At 38.6% G+C, this 21,644-nt stretch carries 22 protein-coding genes; 11 read left to right on the top strand and 11 right to left on the bottom strand.

Annotated elements, in window-relative coordinates; genetic code table 11:
• The first annotated feature begins 6 nt into the window (after nucleotides 1–6).
• The 4 genes from traM (at nucleotide 7) to EG849_RS09560 (ending at nucleotide 3,607) form a co-directional block, all read left to right on the top strand.
• Entirely contained in the window at nucleotides 7–1,278 is a 1,272-nt protein-coding gene (traM, locus tag EG849_RS09580; protein WP_125012865.1) for a conjugative transposon protein TraM, read from the top strand.
• A 24-nt stretch (nucleotides 1,279–1,302) separates the two neighbouring features.
• Nucleotides 1,303–2,145 (top strand): conjugative transposon protein TraN, encoded by an 843-nt coding sequence (traN, locus tag EG849_RS09575; RefSeq protein ID WP_125012864.1) that lies wholly within the window; start codon nucleotides 1,303–1,305, stop codon nucleotides 2,143–2,145.
• A 28-nt stretch (nucleotides 2,146–2,173) separates the two neighbouring features.
• Nucleotides 2,174–2,977, top strand: coding sequence for a hypothetical protein (locus EG849_RS09570; RefSeq protein WP_125012863.1), 804 nt, complete (start codon nucleotides 2,174–2,176; stop codon nucleotides 2,975–2,977).
• A 309-nt stretch (nucleotides 2,978–3,286) separates the two neighbouring features.
• A complete protein-coding gene (locus EG849_RS09560) occupies nucleotides 3,287–3,607 on the top strand; it encodes a helix-turn-helix domain-containing protein (RefSeq protein ID WP_125012861.1) in 321 nt (106 codons plus the stop codon).
• Nucleotides 3,608–3,674: 67 nt separating this feature from the next.
• On the opposite strand, the gene EG849_RS09555 is transcribed toward EG849_RS09560, so the two are convergent.
• The 3 genes from EG849_RS09555 to mnmE form a co-directional block, all read right to left on the bottom strand.
• The gene (locus EG849_RS09555; RefSeq protein WP_125012860.1) at nucleotides 3,675–4,814 is read right to left on the bottom strand and encodes a tyrosine-type recombinase/integrase; all 1,140 of its coding nucleotides are present in this window, start codon (nucleotides 4,812–4,814) and stop codon (nucleotides 3,675–3,677) included.
• 11 nt (nucleotides 4,815–4,825) lie between these two features.
• The gene (locus EG849_RS09550) at nucleotides 4,826–5,392 is read right to left on the bottom strand and encodes a helix-turn-helix domain-containing protein (RefSeq protein ID WP_125012859.1); all 567 of its coding nucleotides are present in this window, start codon (nucleotides 5,390–5,392) and stop codon (nucleotides 4,826–4,828) included.
• 262 nt (nucleotides 5,393–5,654) lie between these two features.
• A complete protein-coding gene (gene mnmE / locus EG849_RS09545; protein ID WP_125012858.1) occupies nucleotides 5,655–7,055 on the bottom strand; it encodes a tRNA uridine-5-carboxymethylaminomethyl(34) synthesis GTPase MnmE in 1,401 nt (466 codons plus the stop codon).
• Between the two features lie 152 nt (nucleotides 7,056–7,207).
• Between mnmE and EG849_RS09540 the strand changes: the two genes are divergently transcribed.
• The 3 genes from EG849_RS09540 (at nucleotide 7,208) to EG849_RS09530 (ending at nucleotide 10,359) form a co-directional block, all read left to right on the top strand.
• Nucleotides 7,208–8,065 (top strand): universal stress protein, encoded by an 858-nt coding sequence (locus EG849_RS09540; protein WP_125012857.1) that lies wholly within the window; start codon nucleotides 7,208–7,210, stop codon nucleotides 8,063–8,065.
• Nucleotides 8,066–8,132: 67 nt separating this feature from the next.
• Complete coding sequence (locus EG849_RS09535) at nucleotides 8,133–8,987, top strand: alpha/beta fold hydrolase (RefSeq protein ID WP_125012856.1); 855 nt, start codon at nucleotides 8,133–8,135, stop codon at nucleotides 8,985–8,987.
• A gap of 4 nt (nucleotides 8,988–8,991) precedes the next feature.
• Nucleotides 8,992–10,359, top strand: a complete 1,368-nt coding sequence (locus tag EG849_RS09530) for an NAD-dependent succinate-semialdehyde dehydrogenase (protein WP_125012855.1) — start codon at nucleotides 8,992–8,994, stop codon at nucleotides 10,357–10,359.
• An 86-nt stretch (nucleotides 10,360–10,445) separates the two neighbouring features.
• Here the strand turns inward: EG849_RS09530 and EG849_RS09525 are convergent, their stop codons facing one another.
• The 7 genes from EG849_RS09525 to EG849_RS09495 form a co-directional block, all read right to left on the bottom strand.
• Nucleotides 10,446–10,988, bottom strand: coding sequence for a hypothetical protein (locus EG849_RS09525; RefSeq protein WP_125012854.1), 543 nt, complete (start codon nucleotides 10,986–10,988; stop codon nucleotides 10,446–10,448).
• Between the two features lie 6 nt (nucleotides 10,989–10,994).
• The gene (gene dnaN / locus EG849_RS09520) at nucleotides 10,995–12,113 is read right to left on the bottom strand and encodes a DNA polymerase III subunit beta (protein ID WP_125012853.1); all 1,119 of its coding nucleotides are present in this window, start codon (nucleotides 12,111–12,113) and stop codon (nucleotides 10,995–10,997) included.
• A gap of 95 nt (nucleotides 12,114–12,208) precedes the next feature.
• On the bottom strand, nucleotides 12,209–13,867 hold the full coding sequence (gldG, locus tag EG849_RS09515; protein WP_125012852.1) for a gliding motility-associated ABC transporter substrate-binding protein GldG: 1,659 nt from the start codon (nucleotides 13,865–13,867) through the stop codon (nucleotides 12,209–12,211).
• Nucleotides 13,867–14,592: a gliding motility-associated ABC transporter permease subunit GldF gene (gene gldF, locus EG849_RS09510; protein ID WP_125012851.1), complete on the bottom strand. Its 726-nt coding sequence runs from the start codon at nucleotides 14,590–14,592 to the stop codon at nucleotides 13,867–13,869. Before gldF ends, gldG begins: the two co-directional genes overlap by 1 nt.
• Complete coding sequence (locus EG849_RS09505) at nucleotides 14,592–15,422, bottom strand: class I SAM-dependent methyltransferase (protein WP_125012850.1); 831 nt, start codon at nucleotides 15,420–15,422, stop codon at nucleotides 14,592–14,594. The genes gldF and EG849_RS09505 overlap by 1 nt, the downstream gene beginning before the upstream one ends.
• Nucleotides 15,423–15,461: 39 nt before the next feature.
• Nucleotides 15,462–15,758: a putative quinol monooxygenase gene (locus tag EG849_RS09500; RefSeq protein WP_125012849.1), complete on the bottom strand. Its 297-nt coding sequence runs from the start codon at nucleotides 15,756–15,758 to the stop codon at nucleotides 15,462–15,464.
• A 60-nt stretch (nucleotides 15,759–15,818) separates the two neighbouring features.
• Complete coding sequence (locus EG849_RS09495) at nucleotides 15,819–16,646, bottom strand: SAM hydrolase/SAM-dependent halogenase family protein (protein ID WP_125012848.1); 828 nt, start codon at nucleotides 16,644–16,646, stop codon at nucleotides 15,819–15,821.
• 107 nt (nucleotides 16,647–16,753) lie between these two features.
• Here EG849_RS09495 and EG849_RS09490 point away from each other — a divergent pair, with 107 nt between their 5' ends.
• The 3 genes from EG849_RS09490 to EG849_RS09480 all read left to right on the top strand — a co-directional run bounded on the left by EG849_RS09490 (nucleotide 16,754) and on the right by EG849_RS09480 (nucleotide 19,593).
• Nucleotides 16,754–17,704, top strand: coding sequence for a PhoH family protein (locus tag EG849_RS09490; protein WP_125012847.1), 951 nt, complete (start codon nucleotides 16,754–16,756; stop codon nucleotides 17,702–17,704).
• 354 nt (nucleotides 17,705–18,058) lie between these two features.
• The gene (locus EG849_RS09485) at nucleotides 18,059–19,009 is read left to right on the top strand and encodes a phosphoribosylaminoimidazolesuccinocarboxamide synthase (protein WP_125012846.1); all 951 of its coding nucleotides are present in this window, start codon (nucleotides 18,059–18,061) and stop codon (nucleotides 19,007–19,009) included.
• Between the two features lie 200 nt (nucleotides 19,010–19,209).
• On the top strand, nucleotides 19,210–19,593 hold the full coding sequence (locus tag EG849_RS09480; protein ID WP_125012845.1) for an ankyrin repeat domain-containing protein: 384 nt from the start codon (nucleotides 19,210–19,212) through the stop codon (nucleotides 19,591–19,593).
• A gap of 63 nt (nucleotides 19,594–19,656) precedes the next feature.
• Here EG849_RS09480 and EG849_RS09475 read toward each other — a convergent pair whose 3' ends face one another.
• Nucleotides 19,657–20,745 (bottom strand): M42 family metallopeptidase, encoded by a 1,089-nt coding sequence (locus tag EG849_RS09475; protein WP_125012844.1) that lies wholly within the window; start codon nucleotides 20,743–20,745, stop codon nucleotides 19,657–19,659.
• Nucleotides 20,746–20,827: 82 nt separating this feature from the next.
• Between EG849_RS09475 and EG849_RS09470 the strand changes: the two genes are divergently transcribed.
• Nucleotides 20,828–21,487, top strand: coding sequence for a DUF4294 domain-containing protein (locus EG849_RS09470; protein ID WP_125012843.1), 660 nt, complete (start codon nucleotides 20,828–20,830; stop codon nucleotides 21,485–21,487).
• Nucleotides 21,488–21,644 lie beyond the last annotated feature (157 nt).

Genomic DNA, 21,644 nt, shown 5'->3' with positions numbered 1-21,644 from the left:
TAAACCATGGAAAATTCAATCTCAATAGGAACAAATAGGAAGCGCAGGCTTTACGTGGCACTGCCATGGCTGGTGCTGCCATTTTTAACGGTCATATTCTGGGCATTTGGCGGCGGCCGAAGCACTGTAGACAAGAATGCTACAAATCACCCTGGTTTCAATCTCAACCTTCCCGATGCACTGCCTGCTGATGTGGATGGGCTCGACAAGATGAGCTATTACGAAAAGGCGGCACTGGATTCCACAAAGCGCGAAGACCTTATCAGGAAGGATCCGAACTATATTAGTGATCCTGCCGGTGCAGGTAGGTCAACAGACACGCTGCCAGACAGCAAGAGTTCCGCAAGCGGAGTAATGGTGACGGAACCCGTTAGGAATTCAAATGAAGAAAAGGTGTACAGTAAACTCAAGGCGTTGCAAAGCGCAATTCGCAACGAGCCGACCAGACTTAAACGCAGGTCCGACCAGGCTCCAATTCGCGGCACTAGTCTCGGGATGGAGGAATCCGGTGAGATGGAACGACTGGAACAAATGATGCTGGCGATGAATGCGCCAGGTCCCCAGGATCCAGAATTGCAGCAACTCAATGGGATGCTGGAGAATATCCTGGATATCCAGCATCCGGAAAGGGCCCAGGAAAAATTAAGAAAGGCGTCGCAGGCAGAGCGGGGCCAAGTCTTTGCAATTTCTACGAGCTATGCCCAAGATCCCATATCGGGCTTTCAGGGCGACACCCTATCGGAAATTATTCCGCAGCATCCCAGAGGCAACGCATTCTACTCGCTCCAGGACGAAAAAGTGACGGCCGTTCCGCAAAATTCAGTTGAGGCTACTGTATACGAGACACAGACAATCGTAAATGGATCGACGGTCAAGATGAGCCTTGCCAATGACATTTTCATCAATGGCGTGAGGATTCCCAAAAACAACTTCATTTACGGGACGGCAGCTCTGAAAGGGGAACGGCTGACGGTCAAGGTCAGCAGCCTGCGGTATGAAAGTTCTATATTTCCGGTAGATCTGTCGGTTTTTGATCTTGACGGAGTTGATGGGATCTACATTCCGGGAGCCATCAACAGGGACGTCGCTAAGGCATCTGCCGACAGGTCCGTGCAGACGCTGGGAGTCGCAACGCTTGACGACTCATGGGGCAGCCAGGCGGCGGGAGCGGGTATTGAGGCCGCAAAGAGCCTCTTCAGCCGCAAGGTAAAACTAGTGAAGGTCGTCGTGAAAGCGGGCTACAGGCTGTTGTTGCGCGACCAGAAGCAAAAACAATAATACTCACTTAAAATCAATGTTATCATGAAAACTTCAATTTTACGGCTGACGGCGTTACTGTTCGTATTCGCAGCCACTGGCGCCCAAGGGCAAAACTTCAGGCAGAACTTCACTGCCTTCCCGGATACACTGAGTATCGCCTTCTCCAAAACAACCAACCTTGTCTTTCCATATGGGATAAGAAGCGTAGATCGCGGCAGCCTTGATCTTCTGGCACAGAAAGCAAAGGGAATGGAAAACATACTGCAGATCAAGGCGGCCCATTTTGGATTTGAGGAGACCAACCTTTCGGTCATCACGTCCGACGGCAGGCTTTATTCCTTTATCGTTACCTATGATGAACATCCGGCGGCGCTGAATTTTTCCTTAGCGAGGCCGCTGAGGCTTGGGCAGGATATATTCCACTCGCCGGGAAGCCTTGACGAGGCAGAGTATAAGGCATTCAGCAAACAGGCACTTCATTCCAGGAAGAAAGGCAACCATTCGCACGAAAAAAGATATGAAATAGAAATGTCGCTCGATGGCCTTTTCATCCGTGGAGACCTGATGTATTTCAGGATTACAGTCCATAACCACAGCGCCATATCTTACGATATTGACCAGATGCGCTTCTTTGTTAGGGATGCCAAAAAAGCGAAACGCACCGCTTCGCAGGAGATTGAAATCCTTCCTGTCCACATAGAAAACGATATTGGGACCATCAACAGTGACGCTTCAAATACCTTCGTCTTTGTGCTGCCCAAATTCACAATTCCCGAACAAAAATATCTGCTTGTGCAGATGGTGGAAGACAATGGGGGCAGGCAGCTGGAAATGCATGTCAAAAACAAGCGGCTGGCCAAAGTTGTAAAACTTCCAGCACAATAAACTACTAATAATTTAAATTTTAGAAATCATGAATGAGAAAAATCTTGAATACTTGAGTGACCAGGTAAAGTACACCGGATTTGGTGAGGGACTGGCAGGGGATCTAAGGGAAAAATTGCAGGAACAGAGTTCAGGCTTCACCCTTACGTACAATGCGCAATATGGACAGGATACCGCCGTGGCAACGTTAAACTTTCGTAAAAGCGACCAGAGCGACATGTATTTTTTCAATTCCTACAAGGTAAGCCTCCAGAAAGCCGATGGAAAGGATGCACTGGAACAGACCTTTTACATCAACAAGGGAAACAATATCACAATGAAGGAGGCCTACAACCTTATGGAGGGGCGCGCGGTAAACAAAGATCTTACAACCAAGGAAGGCGAGGTCTATAATGCATGGGTCCAGATGGATTTCAAGGAGGCCGACGCCGCAGGCAATTTCAAGCTGAACCATTTTCACCAGAACTACGGTTATGACCTTGAAGCGGCAGTTTCCAAGCATCCGATCAAGGAATTGGATACGCCGAGATACAAGGAAGATCTTATGGATTCTCTCAAGAAGGGAAATCTGCAATCCGCCACATTTATAAAAGACGGCACAGAAGTCAAGCACTACATCGAGGCCAATCCGCAATTCAAGACAGTCAACGTATATGATGGCAACCAGCAGCGTCTCGACTCAAGACAGTCGAAAGCAGAGAAGCAGGCAGAGGGCGAAGGAAAGTCGGAAAAGAAGGAAAACCGCAAGAAACAGGATTTAAATGATGAAAGCGGTCCTGACGTTGCCGGAGATGATAAAAAAAAACGAAAAAAACAGAATAAATCACTCTAACCAAGTTGAAGACCACAAAACCCTTATCTGATTTCTTTACTGCAGTGAGGCATGACTACCGGATCAGCGTTACGCATATCGGTATTTACGCTGCCTTGCTACAGTTTCGCGCGGATAAGGGTTTTATAAATCCCATTGAAGCGTACAGGTATGAAATTATGGAAATCGCCAAAATTTCTGCGCCATTCACCTATCACAGATGTATGCAGGACCTTAATAATTATGGCTATCTCAAATACCTGCCTACCAAGAAGAGGAACCAGAGGAGTAAAATATTCTTCCTTAATGTATAACCTTAACGATAATGCTATGAAAAATTTCACTTTTGAGGAATTGCCCGAAGCAGTTGGCCAGCTCTACGAGAAGCTGGAGAACATAGAAAGGCTTTTGCAGGACAAAATTGCCGGCGCTGAAAAAAAGGATGATCAGATGTCCGTTAGTGGGGCGGCCAAATTCTTGAAACTTTCAATATCAACCATCTACACCAAAGTCTGCAAAAAAGAAATTCCAGTCAACAAACAAGGAAAACGGCTCTATTTCTACAGATCGGAACTCATCAGCTGGATCAGGTCCGGACGTAGGAAGACCATTGACGAAATCAAGAGGGACGTGGACAAGAAGGGAAAGTAAAGGGCTGGTGTCTACTAAATTAGGGGAATTATATTTTGACATATATTTCTGAAACCAATCAGTCCAATCACAATTTTATCCTGCTTGCCGCTTCATGCTTTCGCTGATCGACAATCTTCGCATATACCTGAGTGGTCTTGACATTTTTGTGACCCAGCAGTTTTGAGACTGTGAAAATGTCTGTCCCGGCAAACAATTGCAAAGTTGCATAGGTATGCCTGAAGCAGTGGAAGGTGATATGTTTAACGATCCCTGCATCTTTTACCCATAGCGGTACTGACCTGTCGAAATCCCATTTCTTGAGATTTTGGAAAACCTTTTCGTTTCCTGCCTTTCTTTCACCAAGCAATAGGAAAGCCTGCTCTGATATGGGAAGCGTTTCCTGTCCATCAGTTTTCTTCTGCTTGAACCGGATGAAGTATCCGTGCTCCTCCATATGTTCTATTTCGGACCATTCCAGTTTACGTATGTCTGAGAAACGCTGACCGGTAAGAATGGCCCAGAGTCCCACTTTCTTCACTATCGGTTTACTGCAATCTGTAGCGGCCAATTTTCTGGCCTCCTCGATTGTTAGGAAATTCTTTTTAGACTCCTTTTCGGCAATTCCACCCACTCCGGCATTTACGTCTGTCCTCAGTTTTCCTTCCCTGTAGGCTTGCTTCAATGTCGCTTTTACTTTATTGAAATAGGAAAGGGCGCTGTTGTTGGAAAGTGACTTTTCAGGATTACGCTTGCTTTTGGCGGTAAGAATATATGTCCGGAAACCTTCAATCTGCGCGACAGTTATTTTTGAAAATTCAATGTCGCCAGTTTTCAGATAGTCTGTAAAATAGCCGATTGCCAAGTTCCAAATGTCTTGATTGCTACCGATTTTTTTGGATGCCTGCTCCTTAAAAAAGCTCAGGAAGGATTCTCCGCCAACCTCTTTGATAGCCAGTCTCTCCTTTTCAAATTCACTGTAGATATTATCTTTATTGAGTTCAGTTTGGCGCCTGATCTTGATAAGCTCAGCGGATCTGATGTTCTCGTCATTTTCCAATTTGTCAATGGGTGTCCTTGGCTTTACGGTCATGTAGAGCTTAAGAAACTCCCTTCTTGTCGGTTTTCCAGTCTCTGGACTGATAATGGGAGGATAAAAATCCAAGTAAAGACTTTCCCTTCCTTTGCCGATGCTTTTTTTTCTCAACGTTACATTTATCCTTTTCATAATCTTTCATTTTAAAACAATGCCTCAATATCTTTTTTAGCCACGTACGTAAATTTTCCCTCGGAGAACTTATCAATGCCCATCTTCTTCAGCAGGTTATACAATGCCCCATTTGAAATATTAAATTTCTGCTGTATTTCCCCGATGGAATAGCAGTCCTCGACTTTTAAAGCAACTTTTTTCTTTTCAACTGGCCGTATCACAATCTCGTAAGCGGGTTCAGGCTTTTCGAATAGTGCGTCGATGTCGGAACGTCGTATCAGAGTCTTGCGTTCGGAAAGTTTGTGGAAATTGATCTTATCCCTTTCCAGGATTCGGTAGATCGTTTTTGAGGATGCACCCAATAGGAGGGCTACTTCTTTCACGCTGAGAAATTCCTTCCCAATAAGATTCCCGAGAGGCTTGGTTTTCAATTTTGTAATTTCCGCATTGCTGGTTTCTATCTTCTGGTCTTTGAGACGCTTTTTGCTTGCCCTGCTTGCACAGGTGTGGGAGCAGTATTTGGTTACCGTTGTCTTCGCGATAAAAACGGAAGTGCAAAATTGGCAAATTCTTTCCACCTTGATATTTGAGCTCATCTGTCGGTTTTATTTTAATGATAATGTTGGACATTGGAACCTTTAAGCCGAAATAAGATGAACTAAGGGTAATTAAGGGACATAATTTATCCAATCAATTTTTCCATTTTCAATATTTGATTTCGAGGTACAAATGAGGTACAAATTTAAGCATAATAAAAACAATAATCACAATAGTAATTACATAAAAAAAATGCTAATCTTTTATAGATTAGCATTTTAACAATTTTTATAAACGTTTAGTTTGTCTTATTTTGATCAATTATTTTCCGATACAGAAATTAGCAAATATATTGCCAAGCAATTCGTCGTTCGTTACTTGTCCGGTGATTTCTCCAAAATAATACAGCGCTTGACGAATATCAATGGCCATCAAATCGCTTGAAATGTTGGTAGCAATTCCGAATTTTACTTTTTGAATTTCTTCAAAAGCTTTAAGTAAGGAATAGTAATGTCTTGAATTCGTTACAATTGTTTCGTTATTTCTCAGAGCTCCGGTGTTTACAAAAGACATAAGTTGATTTTTTAAATCTTCAACACCAATTTTTTCTTTTGCAGAAATTGTCTCAAGTGTAACGTTTAAAGTTTCAAGTTGCTTACGAATTATTGCTACTTCTTCGGTTGAAAGCAAATCGACTTTATTAATAACCACAATAAGCGGTTTTAGCGGAAATTTATTTTTTACTTTTTCAATTTCTGAAATATATTCTGAGCTTTGAACTTTAAACTTTAAACTATCAAACAAATAAAGAATTACTTGGGCTTGCTCGATTTTTTCAAAAGTTTTTTTGATTCCGATGCTTTCTACAATGTCTTTTGTTTCGCGAATTCCGGCCGTATCAATGAACCGGAAACCGATTCCGTTGATGACCAATTCGTCTTCAATAGTATCACGAGTCGTTCCTGCAATTTCGGAAACAATCGCCCTTTCTTCGTTCAATAAGGCGTTTAAAAGCGTAGATTTTCCTACGTTTGGCTCACCAACAATGGCTACAGGAATTCCGTTTTTAATTACGTTTCCAACAGCAAAAGAGTCGATCAGGCGTTTTAAAACAAATTCAATTCGATTTAGCAGATCATTAAATTGCGTTCGGTCGGCAAATTCAACATCTTCTTCTGCAAAGTCCAATTCTAATTCAATTAGCGAAGCAAAATTTAAAAGTTCTTCTCTTAATTTAGAAATTTCGTTTGAAAAGCCACCGCGCATCTGTTGCATTGCAATTTGGTGCGAAGCTTCATTTTCCGAAGAGATCAAATCGGCAACCGCTTCGGCTTGCGATAAATCCAGTTTTCCGTTGATAAAAGCTCGTAACGTAAATTCTCCCGGCTCGGCCATTTTGCAACCCTTACGAAGCAATAATTGGATGATTTGTTGTTGGATGTAAGTAGAGCCGTGGCAAGAGATTTCCACCACATTTTCACCTGTATACGAATTGGGGCCTTTAAAAAGAGATACTAAAACTTGGTCGTAAATCTTTGGGCCATCCACAATATGGCCCAAATGTATGGTGTGTGATTTCTGTTTCAAGATATCTTTTCCAGAAACCGATTCGAAAATCGATTGCGAAATTGTCAGCGCTTCTTTTCCCGAAACCCTGATAATGGCAATCGCTCCGGCTCCCGAAGGTGTTGCTAAAGCGACGATGGTATCTTGTGAAATCATAAATTTATTTTTTGGCAAAGATAAGCGGAAACATGCTATCTGCCAAAGCGTTCTTTTTTATGAAATGTTTTGTTAAAAATTTAAAATTTTGAAGGGATTCTGTTCCCGAACCTTTTGTTTTTGTAACTTTATAAGTACAAAAGACAAAACAAATGAAACGAATTCTCTTTCCTACCGATTTTTCAGAAACTGCAAAAAATGCCTTTCAATATGCTTTGAAAATGGCCGATTCATTGCAGGCAGAAATTTTATTGTTGCATACTTTTGATATGCCGATTATTGACGGAGCTGAAATTCCAATTAATTTTAAGGAGATTTATGATACTTTAGAGGACACACAAATGGCTCATTTTAAAGATCATATTCCAGATTTGAAACACATTGCAGATCATTCTGGAATGGGACATATTCGCTTGACACACCTTTTAAAATCGGGTGATCTGACCTATGCGATGAAAGAGGCGATTGCAAAACAAGACATCAGTTTGGTCGTAATGGGAACCAGCATAACTTCAAATAATTGGTTTGACTCCCTTTTTGGGTCACACGCTGGGGAGGCGATAAACGCGCTTACGGTTCCGGTAATGAGCATTCCCGCTGAAATGGAATATCGCAAGATCAAGGAAATTGCTTTCACAAATTTGTATCGAGAAAAAGATTTCAGGGCTTTGCAAAAGTTGGCGGTAATCGCTTCAAAATATAATGCATCTATCAAAAGTCTTTTCGTAAAAAAATCTAATTCTGAGGTAACGGAGGAACAGATTAAAACTTGGGAAGCGCGTTGCGCCGATTTACCAGTGCAGTTTTTTGTTATTCCTCACGATGACGTTCGCCAAACTATTGTTGATTTTATAAACAACCAGCACATTGATTTATTGACGATGCTTACAGAAAAAAGAGGTTTTTTCGAAGACATTTTCAGTTCAAGCTTAACGCAAAAAATGGCTTATAAAATTGATATTCCGATGTTGGCTTTACATGAAGAAGATGTGATTTCAGATGTTAAATAATAACTAATTGATTTCCAGTTGATTTTTACTATGGCTAACTTTAAGATCATAATTAAAAAAATCAGCTATGCCATTTATTAACGTCAACCAAGAAGCTTCACAAGAAGTAAAGATTTATTATCAAGATATCGGACAAGGAAAACCTGTTGTGTTCATTTCGGGTTGGCCTTCGAACAGCCAAATGTGGGAATCGCAATTGGATGTACTTCCAAAAAACAATATCAGATGCATTGCGTATGACCGTAGAGGCTTTGGAAAATCAGACAAACCTTGGGAAAGTTATGATTATGATGCTTTAACTTCTGATTTAGATGAGCTTCTTAAACAGTTAGATTTGAGAGAGTTAACGCTCGTTGGGTTTTCAATGGGTGGAGGAGAAGTGGCTCGATATCTCTCAAAATATAATTCAGAAGGTAGGGTTACAAAAGCAATTTTGGTAAGCACTGTTCTTCCTTTTTTATTAAAGACGGATAACAATCCGGAGGGTCTTCCACAAGAAATGTTTGCCCAGATAGAAAAAGAAATTTACGCAGACAGGCCTAAATTTCTGGCTAATTTTGCAAAAGATTTTTACAGCGTTTCGCTTTTGAATAAAACGGTAAGCGATGATTTTTTGAATGCAAACCAAATCATTACGCTCCAGTCCAACGGAAATGCAACTGTAAAAGCGATGCGTTCTTGGTCAACAACCGATTTCAGGGAAGATATAAAAAAGATAAACGTCCCCACGTTGATTATTCACGGAACCGATGACAAAACGGTGCCGATCGAAGTTTCAAGCGATCGAACAGCAGATATGCTTCCGCAGGCAAAATACATTAAATATGACGGCGCACCGCACGGATTATTTTACACCGAAAAAGAGAAATTAAACAACGATATTTTTTGGTTCGTCAATGAATATCAAAGCATAAATAGTTAATACAATGGCAATAGAAACAATCAATCCATACAACAACAAATCGGTTAAAAAATTTGATGAACTTTCTGAAAAAGAATTGGAAGGCAAGATCGCAACGGCTGATAAAGCCTATTCAAGCTGGAAAAGTAGCTCTTTTGCTGAACGCAAAAAGCTATTGAATAAAGTGGCTTCGTTGATGAAAAAGAAGAAAAAAGAATTGGCAGAAATGATTACGATCGAAATGGGAAAATTAATTGCCCAAAGCGAAGCCGAAATCGATATGTGTATTTCGGTGTATGAATATTACGCAGAAAATGGCGAAGAATTTTTAAAAGACAAAGACGTTGAAGTAAAAGACGGAAAAGCATTTATCAGAAACGCTCCAATAGGAATCATTCTTGGCGTAATGCCTTGGAACTATCCTTTTAACCAAGTAGCACGAATGGCCGCGCCAAATATTATGGCTGGAAATGTGATCGCGATCAAACACGCTTCAAACGTGCCGCAATGCGCCAAAGCCATTGAAGATTTATTCTTAGAAGCAGGCGCTCCTGAAGGCGTTTATACAAACTTGTTTCTGTCAAGCAAAAAGATTGCAAAGATGGCTGAAGATTCCAGAATTGCGGGAATGTCTTTGACCGGAAGCGAAGGAGCTGGCTCAAGTTTGGCGGAAGCGGCTGGAAAAAATTTGAAAAAATCAGTTTTGGAATTAGGCGGAAGCGATGCATTTATCGTCTTAGAAGATGCCGATCTTGAAAATGCGGTAAAAAGTGCCGTAACCGGACGATTTGGAAACATGGGACAGGCGTGTACTTCCTCCAAAAGAATTATTGTAGTTGAAGAAATTGCAGATGCCTTCCTAGAGAAATTCAAATCAAGATTAGAAGGTTTAAAAGTCGGAAATCCATTAGAAAAAGATACCGAGGTCGGGCCTTTGAGCAGTGAGGAAGCGGTGAAAACAATTGAGAAACAAGTTAAGGAAACGGTAAAAGCGGGAGCAAAAGTCGTAATCGGCGGAAAAAGAATGGACAGGGAAGGCGCTTTTTTTGAACCTACAATCCTGACCGATATTAAAAAAGGAATGACGGCGTATCACGAGGAGATTTTTGGGCCTGTAGCTTCTTTTTATAGAGTGAAGGACGAAAGCGAAGCCATTGCTTTGGCAAATGATTCGTCTTTTGGTTTGGGAGGTTCGGTTTTTAGTAAAGATATCGATCGTGCCATCAATGTGGCAAGCCAAATTGAAACAGGAATGGTTTTCATCAATGAACATACGGCTTCTCGGCCAGATCTGCCTTTTGGGGGAACCAAACGGTCTGGTTACGGCCGTGAACTTTCCGCTTTAGGAATTGAAGAATTTGTCAACAAGAAATTAATACGAATCGCGGAGTAAAACCTAAATTGCATGGCAACCAATAAAAAAACCGTAGCTCATTGAGACTACGGTTTTTTTATTGGTATAAAGGTTTGGATAAAAGCTTATGGATTTACATTTGAATCTGAAAAAATTCCACTGTATTTTCCTGAAAAAATTTGCCCGTCTGTTCTTGTAAACGAAAAAGTCATATCAACGTTATTTTCAGTAACTGAATTAATTGTCACATTTTTTTCTGTTGCAGTCAATCCAGATTGTGAACTGTTTAAAAGATACGTTCCATTTGTGTAAACGTAAGTCGAGTCTAATGCGTTAAATTCAAATTTTCCGCCCACTTCAATATAATAATCTGAAATAGTTGCAATTGTTCCCGCTGTTAAATTAATGTCAGAATATTTAAAATATAATTTTGAAACATTTGATACAGCACTTGAATCAGCCAAATTTACATTTGAAAGCGTAACTGAAATTCCTGCCGGAAGACTATCTAAAATATCTTCATCAGTAACAAAAGCATTGTTCAGCACATAAAATGTTTCATTATGGCTAAAACCATTTTGTCCCAAATCTCTTCCTGATTCCTCTTCTGAACACGAAATAAAAAGCGAAAAGGCTAAAAGGGAAGCTACTTTCAAAATGTTTCTCATAGAAATTTAGTTGTTAAGCATTACGGGCATCACCAACATTGTTACCGTTTCACCATCTTCCAATCCGTCAACAGGAGTAAGGATTCCGGCTCTATTTGGCAATGACATTTCTAACATAATTTCGTCAGATTGCAAGTTGGTCAGCATTTCTGTCAAGAAACGTGAATTGAAACCAATTTGCAAATCGTCGCCTTGATAATCACACGTCAGGCGCTCTTCCGCTTTGTTTGAGTAATCAATATCTTCGGCAGAAATATTTAATTCTGCTCCTGCAATTTTCAAGCGAATTTGGTGTGTCGTTTTATTAGAGAAAATCGCAACACGACGCACCGAACTCAAAAATTGAGAACGCTGGATCAGCAATTTGTTTGGATTTTCTTTTGGGATAACCGCTTCATAATTTGGATATTTCCCGTCAATTAATCTACAAGTCAAAACATAATTGTCAAAAGAGAACGTCGCATTTGAATCGTTATATTCGATTTTTACATCTGCTTCTGAAGTTCCAAGAATACTTTTTAAGATATTCAAAGGTTTCTTTGGCATAATAAAATCAGCAACTTGAGACGCTTTTACGTCAGTTCTTGCATATTTTACTAATTTGTGAGCATCCGTTGCAACGAAAGTCAAACCTTCTGGAGAAAATTGAAAAAATACTCCCGACATTACCGGACGCAAATCATCATTTCCTGCAGCAAAGATTGTTTTGCTAACCGCAGTCGCTAAAACTCCAGCCGGAACAATTGTTGAAGAAGGATCGTCAAGATTTACAGATTTCGGAAATTCTTCTCCAGGAGCATACGCTAAAGCATATTTTCCAGAATTGGAGCTGATTTCAATCGTGCTGTTTTCTTCAACCGTAAAAGTCAAAGGTTGCTCTGGAAATGTTTTTAAGATTTCTAAAAGCAATTTTGCAGGAACAGCAACGCTTCCAGTACTTGTAGAATCAATTTCTAAAGTAGCAGACATTGTCGTTTCTAAATCTGAAGCAGAAACAGTCAATTGATTGTTGTCTAATTCAAAAAGAAAATTATCTAAAATAGGCAAAGTGTTACTGCTGTTGATAACGCTACCTAAAACTTGCAATTGTTTTAATAAGTACGAACTCGATACTATAAACTTCATTTTCGTTTTTTTTAAGGGATGTAAAAATGGATGTAAATTTTACACTGCACAAATATATCTTAAACTAATTCTAAATCAAAACCAAATTATTAACATTATTTGCTGTACTTGCGTTTTCTCAAATATGTGAATAAAAATCCGAATATTCCCAGCAAGGCTATTGGTAATCCAACAGTTACGAACTTCGTGAAGGTGTAATTTTTGGCTACTTTATTTTCATCCAGCAACGCTAATTTCACATCTTTGCTTCGAATGTTGATAAGTCCGGTGTCATCTAAGAGATAATTGACTGAATTCATCAAGAAATCTTTGTTGCCATAAACTTGCTGTGTCCATTGGTCCAATCCGTTTTCCAAAGGCTTTTTATTGACATAAGTATAGTTGATAATATCTCCATCTCCAATCACGATCATCTTATTTTCTTTTCCATCGTCAAGCCCTTTTGAGGCTGAAAATGGCTTTACGCGATTCTTGAAAGCAGACGTGAATTTTCCTTCCAAAAGAACACCTACGGTTTGGTTTCCTTTGTTATATTCTGCTTCATTAAGTTCTTCCATAAATTGGTTAAGTCCTAATTCAAGAGGAGCTCCAACGATTTTGGATTGGGCAGAACTTTGCAATAAAACTGTTTTTTTAATATTGTTTTTCAACGTATCAATTTGGTTGGCAAATTCTAATTTAACCAAATTTACATTTTTATTTATCGGATGATTTTCTTGCGATTTTATCATCGGAGAATACAGCCAGTCAATCGGGAATTCTCCGGTTTCAGAACGTGCTGTAATTGGCGTAGAAAGTAAATCTTGCACCAAATTATAATTGATCCGGATACCATATTTAAAAAACATATCGTCCAAATTCAACTCTCTCGGAAATGCCAAGGCCGACTGAGATTTATTTTGCAAACTGTCTAAATCAGCCACCACTTTGTCCATCAGCCAAAGCGTTTTTCCGCCATTCATTATATATTGGTCTAAAATATATTTCTCAGAATCTGAAAAAGCTTCCGTTGGTTTGGCGATGATTGTGGCGTCAAAACGCTCTAAATTTTCAATGGTCTTGTTTTGGTCGTTCGAAAGGGAATCCAAATTAAATTCTCCAATCAAATAATTCTCTCTCAAATTTAGAATAAAATCAGAAAGATATTTGTCGTTCATTTGGCCATTTCCTTTTAAAACGGCGATTTTTTTCATCTCTTTATTGGTCAATTTTGTAATCGCATCCGCGAAAGCGAACTCTAATAATTGAACCGATTTGCTGATGTTTTCTTCTGCATTATTTCCGAAATTATTTACCAATAACGGAACTCTTGACCATTTTTCGCCATATTCGGCCATTGCCCAAGGATACACCGGAGTCATTGATTTTTTTCCTTTTTCGGTGTTTTGGATGTTGGTCGGGATAAACCCAAATTCCATTAATTTAGAAGCCAATTCGCCCGTTTCATCTTTGGTAGGATTGTCAAAAATAAAGATGATGTTTGAATTATACGCTCTGAATTCTTCTAACATTTGCCTTGTTTCGGTTTGCAAACGCTTGAATTGCGCCGGAAATTCTCCGTCTAAATAAATGGTCACATACAGCGGTTGGTCCACTTTTTTGATCAATTGCAACGTGCTTTCTGATAAAGTATAGCGTTTGTCTTTGGTCAAGTCAAATCGCTTGAAGAAAAAATTGGAAGCAATATTGATGGCGATAATGGCGATGACAACCAAGCCAAGTTTCTGGATATTTGATTTTTGGATAGCTTTCATTACGATTTCAAAGATTTAAGTTTAAAAGCTGTAAATGATAAAAATAATACCGTAACGCTTAAAAAATAGATGATATCTCTGGTGTCCAGCACCCCGCGACTCATGCTTTTAAAATGATAATCCATCCCGATAGACGAAATGCTTTGTTCAAAATCGCCAGCAAACCTTGAAATTCCGTCGAAACCAAAATAAAATAAGAAGCAAAGAAAAACCGAAATTATAAAAGCAACAATTTGATTTTCAGATAGGGTGGAAGTGAAAATTCCGATAGAAGTATAAGCTCCGATTAAAAATAATAATCCGAAATAAGAACCTAAAGTGCTTCCGAAATCTAAATTGCCTTCCGGATTTCCCAAACTTGAAATGACGAATACATAGAGTATGGTAGGAATGATGGCGATGATGATTAAAAGGAAAGCGCCAAAGAATTTTCCGTTTACGATTTGCCAAATGCTCAATGGTTTTGTGAAAAGCAATTCGATGGTTCCTTGTTTTTTTTCATCCGAAAAGCTTCGCATTGTTACAGCCGGAATCAAGAAAATTAAAATCCAAGGAGCCAACGTAAAAAACGGACTCAAATCTGCAAATCCGGAATTTGGGATATTAAAATCGCCCTCGAAAACCCAAAGGAAAAGCCCGTTCATCAACAGGAAAATGGCAATAACCAAATAACCGATCGGCGAACCGAAAAAGGATTTGATTTCTCGTAATAATATTGATTTCATTAAATCTTTTTTATAATTAAAATATCTTGGTGTTCATTTAAAATTCCGGGTTTGGCGCCTGACCAATTTCCTCTGATAAATTCGGTTACTTCAAAACCATTTTTGGCAAACAAATCTAAAATATATTCTTTTTGAAATCCAACATTTGCTTCTTTAACCGATTTATCCATCAAAGAATACCTGCCAAATTTATGCGGAAAGTTCTTTTGTCCGTTTTTCAACATTGAATTTTCGCTTTCTTGATCCAAAATAAAAAACGTAGCCAAACATTTTTTGTCTTTTTGCAAAACGCGACGAATTTCTTTTACATAATTTTCTAAATCTTCGGGCATCATGTGCGTGAAAACCGAGGTCAGAAATGCGAAGTCAAATGTATCATTTTCATAAGGAAATTTCAAATCTGAAGCCACATCTTCTGTATCTAAATTATACAAATCGTTTTTCAAGGGAATCAGCTTGAAATTGAAATTGGGAAATTGCTTTGAAATATTTTCATTGCACCAATCTACGCCGGTTTTTACAATATCAAAACCTTCGTATTTTCCTTTTTCAGAAAGAAATTCGGTAAAAGGAACCGCCATTCGGCCAATTCCAGAGCCAATATCTAAAATTGAATTATCAGGATGAAGTTCTCCGTAGTTTTTAAAATAAGAAAAAAACTGTTTTCCAATTTCAATATAATTTCCAGAACCGGTAAAAATCATCCCTTTTGGTGGCATTAACGGATGTCTTTTATTGAGTAAATCTTGCGGTAAATAAACAATGCGCCGAATCGTGTAGCGCAAATTTACAGGAAGAGCATAAAAAGCTTTTCTTAAAAGTGGATTCATTTTTTTAGTTTAAAAGTAACAAAAATCTAAAATCTTAAACTAGGCCAAGCTCGCCAATTTATCAACGCTCCAAGCTTCGGGTCTGTCATTAAATAATTTCTTCGTAAAACTCCAAATCCCATCAAAAAGCTCCGAGTTTCTATAATTTTCTAAATCTTGCTCGGTTTCCCAATAACTATAAGTAAAGAAGATGCTTTTGTTGTTCTTGTCTTGATACAATTCTAGGAAACGGTTTCCCGGCGCATTTCGTATTTTTTCTTTCATCAATTCAAAATTTTCCAAAAATGCTGGAATGTTTTCTTCATGAAAGGATAATTTTACTATTCTAATAAACATTTGATTTATGATTTAGATTTATGGCTTTAGTTCTTTAATCTTGATTCTTTTCTCTTTTTTCTATAAAAAACGAATCGTCACCAAATCGCGATAGGTCATTCCCAATAAACTCGAAGCGCTTCCTGACAAACGCGGATCGCTTCTGTAAATTGCAATTTCTAAAAAACCAGCTTCGTTAAAGATGGCCAATTTATTTCCTTCATAATATTTCATCGGATTTTGGTCAAAATGTACAATTGAAGCATAATTTGGCAGAATTGTCTTCAGTTTGTAATTTTTGAAACCGATTTCATATTTTCTGCCTTTCCCAATTTCTGAAAAAAGCTGTCTTGAAATATTTGTAACCACATTGCCACAATGGTCTAAATAGATGACGTGGCCTTTTATAGAATTTAAATCTAGATCAACCACTGCCTGCAATTCAGTCACTTCGCGCAATTCGGTAATTTCTCGACCAATCACGCTCAACGAACCGCCTTTGGAAATATGGCACGCAACGGTCACAAAAACATCCATTGCTGTGGCGTTAATGGCCAATCGGTCGTGGATATTTATGGATACAATCTTCTGCGGAATAATCTTTTGCGTCAGCATGCTCAAAATTCCGTTATCGGCACAAATAAAATATTGGTCTTGCCATTCCATCGCTATATGTTGGGTTTCTTGATGCAATTCAGCATCGACTCCAATAATATGAACCGTTCCTTTCGGAAAGCTACCATACGAAGCCCCAACAACATAACTTGTTTGCGAGACATTAAATAAGTCAATTTCGTGAGAAATATCCACAATTTTCGCCTCTGAAAACTCAGAATAGATCTTGCCTTTTAAAGCGCCAACAAAATGGTCTTTGCATCCAAAATCAGTAGTGAGAGTAATTATTGACATAAAATTGTTTATAACATTACCGCCGAAGCGCCTATTTTTTTATTAAATTTGAGATATGCAAAGCTAAGAAAATAGCCAGATAAATTTTTAATTTAATACTACAGCTTTTGAACGAAAGAACCATTGAACTCGTAGATATCGCGCCAAAAGATTTTTGGGGCGCTCAAGACTCTCATCTTGAAACAATTAGAAAGTATTATCCCAAGTTAAAAATCGTCGCGAGAGGAACCACGATCAAAGCTTTTGGAGAAAAAGAAGTTTTAGACGAGTTCGAAAACCGTTTTAACCGACTGATGCTTCACTTTTCGCGGTACAACAACATTGACGACAACGTCATTGAACGTGTAATCGAAGGTGGAAGCCAGCAAGTGGAACGAATGGGCGACCACGATAAAATTTTGGTGCACGGCGTTGGCGGAAAAATCATCAAGGCCATGACGCCAAACCAGCAATTGCTTGTGGACACGATGAACAAAAACGATATGGTTTTTGCCGTTGGTCCCGCCGGAACAGGTAAAACTTACACCGGAGTTGCAATGGCCGTGAAAGCGCTGAAAGAAAAGCAAGTCAAAAGAATCATCTTGACGCGACCTGCTGTGGAAGCTGGTGAAAACCTCGGATTTCTGCCTGGTGATATGAAAGAAAAACTCGATCCTTACATGCAACCGTTGTATGATGCGTTGCGCGATATGTTACCGAATGAAAAGTTGGAGGACTATCTCTTGAAAGGAATCATCCAGATTGCACCTTTGGCATTTATGCGCGGGCGAACGTTGGACAACGCTTTTGTGATTCTCGATGAAGCCCAAAACACGACGCATTCTCAAATGAAAATGTTTTTGACGCGTATGGGAAAACAGGCGAAATTTATGATTACCGGAGATCCGGGCCAAGTCGATTTGCCACGCAGAACTATTTCTGGCCTAAAAGAAGCCCTTTTGGTACTGAAAGACATCGACGGAATCGGAATCATTTATCTGGATGACAAAGATATCGTACGACACCGCTTGGTTAAAAAAGTAATCGACGCTTACAAACAGATAGAAAATAACGATTAGAAAAGTTTCCGTGTATTTGGGTTTCAAAGTCATTGTGAGGAATGAAACGCGATCATAAAACAAATAAATAGTATTAGAAGCGATTGGCTCGGGCATTTTCAGTAATTGCATTTCCCGCTGGAGCCACTCGCTTTTCTTCTGCTTTTTAGGCATAAGAAAGTGCTCAAACAATGGCATCATCGGGGCTATTTGAGAAACTTTCCGCTTTTTTGGAAACACTTGAACCAGTGTGTGCCGACAGTAGTTGAAAATCTTTGTGAATCTCTGTAAAATTTAGCGAATCTCTGTCAAATAATACTTTGATACTTCCGTGAAACAAATTACTTTTGCAAAACACAACAACTAACCAATACAATGAGCAACACCATCACAACGACCGATTTCAATTTCCCTGGACAAAAATCAGTTTACCGCGGAAAAGTCCGTGAAGTTTATAATATCAATGATGAATTATTAGTAATGGTGGCTACTGACAGGCTTTCAGCTTTTGACGTAGTTCTGCCAGAAGGAATTCCATACAAAGGGCAAATCTTGAACCAAATCGCAACACGATTTATGGAAATGACTTCGCATTTAGTTCCGAATTGGTTGATTGCAACACCAGATCCAAATGTTGCCGTTGGTCATTTATGCGAACCATTTAAAGTAGAAATGGTAATTCGCGGTTATCTTTCAGGTCACGCTGCGCGTGAATATGTTTTAGGAAAAAGAGAAATCTGTGGCGTAACAATGCCAGAAGGTTTAAAAGAAAACGATCAATTTCCAGAACCAATCATCACGCCAACCACAAAAGCAGACAATGGCGAACACGATGCTGATATTTCAAGAGAAGAAATCTTGGAGAAAGGAATCGTTTCTTTAGAAGATTATGAAGTTTTAGAAAATTACACTAGAGTCCTATATAATAAAGGACAAGAAATAGCTTCTGACAGAGGTTTGATTTTGGTAGATACCAAATATGAATTCGGAAAAACAAAAGACGGAAAAATCGTTTTGATTGATGAAATTCACACGCCAGATTCTTCTAGATATTTTTATAAAGAAGGATATCAAGAAAGACAAGATAGAGGTGAATCACAAAAACAATTGTCAAAAGAATTCGTGAGACAATGGTTGATCGCTGGAGGTTTTCAAGGCAAAGAAGGACAGCAAATTCCTGAAATGGATGAGGCTTACGTGAACTCGGTTTCTGAAAGATATATTGAATTGTATGAAAATATACTTGGAGAAGAATTTTTCAAAGCAGATATTTCAAACATCAACGAGAGAATCGAAAAGCACGTTTTAGAATTTTTAAAGCAATAAGCTAATCGTTTGATAATACTTAATTAACCACGCACTGCGTGGTTTTTTTTTACTTTGTGCTGAAAGTAATCCGTTGATTTAAAGCAGGTTATTTGTTAAAATTGTGTTATAACAAAAAAAGGATGTAACAATAAAAACAGTCTTTCGTCTTACTTAAACAATCATCATTATTAATCATCATCAATTAAAAAACAATCATCATGAAAAAATCAATCGTTTATTTAGGAGTTGCTTTATTAGCAATCGGAAATGTTGCAATCGCTTCCAATTTAGAAAATCAACCAACTGCAAAAGTGTATGTTGCCAATGAAAGTTTGAGTCCGCTTTGTAATGCAGTGGTTCAGGGAGACTTTGAAACCGTAAAAAAAATGGTAGAATTTGGATCGGATATCAATGAAACTTCAAATGGTTTGACGCCATTAATGATTGCTTCAAGATATAACAGAGTTGAAATTGTAAAATTTCTTCTAAAAAGTGGCGCAAAAGCAAATTTAAAAGACCAAAAAGGTTTTACAGCTTTAAGACACGCTGAGCTTTCAAACGCAAAAGAAACCGTTGAAATTTTAAAAGCCTATAAAAAATAAGACAATCATCAATCAAAAAAATCCCGCTTTCTTTCGATTGCGGGATTTTGTTTTTTATAAATTTTAGTTCTTGAAGTAAGAAAAAGTTTCTTCGTTTTCAATTTTCAATAGTGATTCATAAATCAATTTAATCACATTTTCCACATCTTCACGGTGAACCATCTCAACAGTCGTGTGCATATAACGCAACGGCAATGAGATTAATGCCGACGCTACACCGCCATTGCTGTAAGCAAAAGCATCTGTGTCGGTTCCGGTAACTCTTGAAGATGCCAATCTCTGAAACGGAATTTTCTTTTCTTCAGCCGTGTCAAGAATCAATTCGCGCAAATTATTTTGAACTGCCGGAGCGTAAGTCACCACCGGACCTTTTCCGATTTGTGTGTCGCCTTCAATTTTTTTGTCAATCATCGGCGTTGTCGAATCGTGGCAAACATCAGTAACAATAGCCACATTTGGACGAATAGTTTTAGTAATCATTTCGGCACCGCGCAACCCAACTTCTTCTTGAACAGAATTTGTGATGTACAAGCCAAATGGCAATTTCTTTTTATTTTCATGTAATAATCGCGCCACTTCAGCAATCATAAAACCGCCCATTCTGTTGTCAATCGCTCTGCAAACAAATTTGTTTTCGTTCAATACCATAAATTCATCAGGATACGTAATTACGCAACCCACGTGAACGCCAAGTTTTTCAACTTCTTCCTTAGTTTCGCAACCACAATCAATGAAGATATTATCGATTCTTGCCGGTTCTTCTTTAGCGCGATTTCTGGTATGAATTGCTGGCCATCCAAAAACGCCTTGAACAATTCCTTTTTTGGTATGAATATTGACACGCTTTGAAGGCGCGATCATGTGGTCAGATCCACCATTTCTAATAACATAAATTAAACCGTTATCAGTAATATAATTCACATACCAAGAAATTTCATCAGCGTGGCCTTCAATCACGACTCTATATTTTGCATCCGGATTGATGACACCAACCGCAGTTCCATAAGTATCCGTAATAAAGGTATCAACATATGGCTTTAAATAATCCATCCAAATTTTTTGACCGCTCGATTCATATCCGGTCGGAGAAGCATTGTTTAAGTAGTTTTCCAGAAAAGTCATCGAAGACTTATTCAATATTGATTTTGCCATAAAAGTAATTTTTTGCTAAAATATAAATTTGAAATCACAGTTATCTATTTATTGTATAATTTTACAAAACAATTACGAACAAATGAAATCGATAAAATATATACTTTTCCTATTCTTGATCACCAACGCGATAAATGCGCAAGTCGATAAGAACGATGAATACTTAAATGAACAAGACACCATTAAATTAGTACAGCTTCCCGAAGTATTAATTTATAGAGGAGATGTCGATGAAGAAAGCCAAAAGAATTTTATCATACTGCAGCGTCGCGTGCAAAGAGTCTATCCATTTGCCAAAGCCACATCAGAAAGATTGGTCGCTCTTGAAAAAGGATTGGCCAAGTTGAAGACTGACAGGGAAAAAAAGAAATATTTCAAGATAGTAGAAAAGTATCTGGAAGATGAATTTGAAGGACAGCTAAAAAAACTATCTAGAAAAGACGGACAAATTTTGGTAAAGTTAATCCACCGCCAAACCGGAAGCACGACATTTGATTTGATCAAAGAACAAAAAAGCGGTTGGAAAGCATTCTGGGCAAACAAAACCGCAAGAGTTTTCAGCATCGACTTAAAAAGAACCTACAATCCTTACGGTGTTGGTGAAGATTTTCTGATCGAAACAATCCTTGTGAAAGCCTTCGAAGAAAACCGCCTTCCCAAACAAGCCTCAAAACTCAATATCAATTACCAGGAACTGGCCAAATCTTGGAACGAAAGAATCGCAGCAAAAGCCAAAACATAATACACCTTATATATAGGTAGGATCCAAATATTCAAAAACACACAAGACAGCCATTCCGCTGTCTTTTTTATACCTATATATAAGGAAAGAAAACATACCTTAATATATAGAAGCATTTTTCCGAGGAGCGAAAGGCTATTTATTTATCAGGATTTGT

This window comes from Flavobacterium macacae (genome assembly GCF_003865365.1).
Taxonomy (GTDB): domain Bacteria; phylum Bacteroidota; class Bacteroidia; order Flavobacteriales; family Flavobacteriaceae; genus Flavobacterium; species Flavobacterium macacae.
This window is presented reverse-complemented; position numbering and strand designations above follow the sequence as displayed.

Bases quoted from the DNA above. Each gene is read 5' to 3' on its own strand.
- traM (WP_125012865.1), top strand. From the start codon at position 7: ATGGAAAATTCAATCTCAATAGGAACAAATAGGAAGCGCAGGCTTTAC.
- traN (WP_125012864.1), top strand. From the start codon at position 1,303: ATGAAAACTTCAATTTTACGGCTGACGGCGTTACTGTTCGTATTCGCA.
- EG849_RS09570 (WP_125012863.1), top strand. From the start codon at position 2,174: ATGAATGAGAAAAATCTTGAATACTTGAGTGACCAGGTAAAGTACACC.
- EG849_RS09560 (WP_125012861.1), top strand. From the start codon at position 3,287: ATGAAAAATTTCACTTTTGAGGAATTGCCCGAAGCAGTTGGCCAGCTC.
- EG849_RS09555 (WP_125012860.1), bottom strand. From the start codon at position 4,814: ATGAAAAGGATAAATGTAACGTTGAGAAAAAAAAGCATCGGCAAAGGA.
- EG849_RS09550 (WP_125012859.1), bottom strand. From the start codon at position 5,392: ATGAGCTCAAATATCAAGGTGGAAAGAATTTGCCAATTTTGCACTTCC.
- mnmE (WP_125012858.1), bottom strand. From the start codon at position 7,055: ATGATTTCACAAGATACCATCGTCGCTTTAGCAACACCTTCGGGAGCC.
- EG849_RS09540 (WP_125012857.1), top strand. From the start codon at position 7,208: ATGAAACGAATTCTCTTTCCTACCGATTTTTCAGAAACTGCAAAAAAT.
- EG849_RS09535 (WP_125012856.1), top strand. From the start codon at position 8,133: ATGCCATTTATTAACGTCAACCAAGAAGCTTCACAAGAAGTAAAGATT.
- EG849_RS09530 (WP_125012855.1), top strand. From the start codon at position 8,992: ATGGCAATAGAAACAATCAATCCATACAACAACAAATCGGTTAAAAAA.
- EG849_RS09525 (WP_125012854.1), bottom strand. From the start codon at position 10,988: ATGAGAAACATTTTGAAAGTAGCTTCCCTTTTAGCCTTTTCGCTTTTT.
- dnaN (WP_125012853.1), bottom strand. From the start codon at position 12,113: ATGAAGTTTATAGTATCGAGTTCGTACTTATTAAAACAATTGCAAGTT.
- gldG (WP_125012852.1), bottom strand. From the start codon at position 13,867: ATGAAAGCTATCCAAAAATCAAATATCCAGAAACTTGGCTTGGTTGTC.
- gldF (WP_125012851.1), bottom strand. From the start codon at position 14,592: ATGAAATCAATATTATTACGAGAAATCAAATCCTTTTTCGGTTCGCCG.
- EG849_RS09505 (WP_125012850.1), bottom strand. From the start codon at position 15,422: ATGAATCCACTTTTAAGAAAAGCTTTTTATGCTCTTCCTGTAAATTTG.
- EG849_RS09500 (WP_125012849.1), bottom strand. From the start codon at position 15,758: ATGTTTATTAGAATAGTAAAATTATCCTTTCATGAAGAAAACATTCCA.
- EG849_RS09495 (WP_125012848.1), bottom strand. From the start codon at position 16,646: ATGTCAATAATTACTCTCACTACTGATTTTGGATGCAAAGACCATTTT.
- EG849_RS09485 (WP_125012846.1), top strand. From the start codon at position 18,059: ATGAGCAACACCATCACAACGACCGATTTCAATTTCCCTGGACAAAAA.
- EG849_RS09480 (WP_125012845.1), top strand. From the start codon at position 19,210: ATGAAAAAATCAATCGTTTATTTAGGAGTTGCTTTATTAGCAATCGGA.
- EG849_RS09475 (WP_125012844.1), bottom strand. From the start codon at position 20,745: ATGGCAAAATCAATATTGAATAAGTCTTCGATGACTTTTCTGGAAAAC.
- EG849_RS09470 (WP_125012843.1), top strand. From the start codon at position 20,828: ATGAAATCGATAAAATATATACTTTTCCTATTCTTGATCACCAACGCG.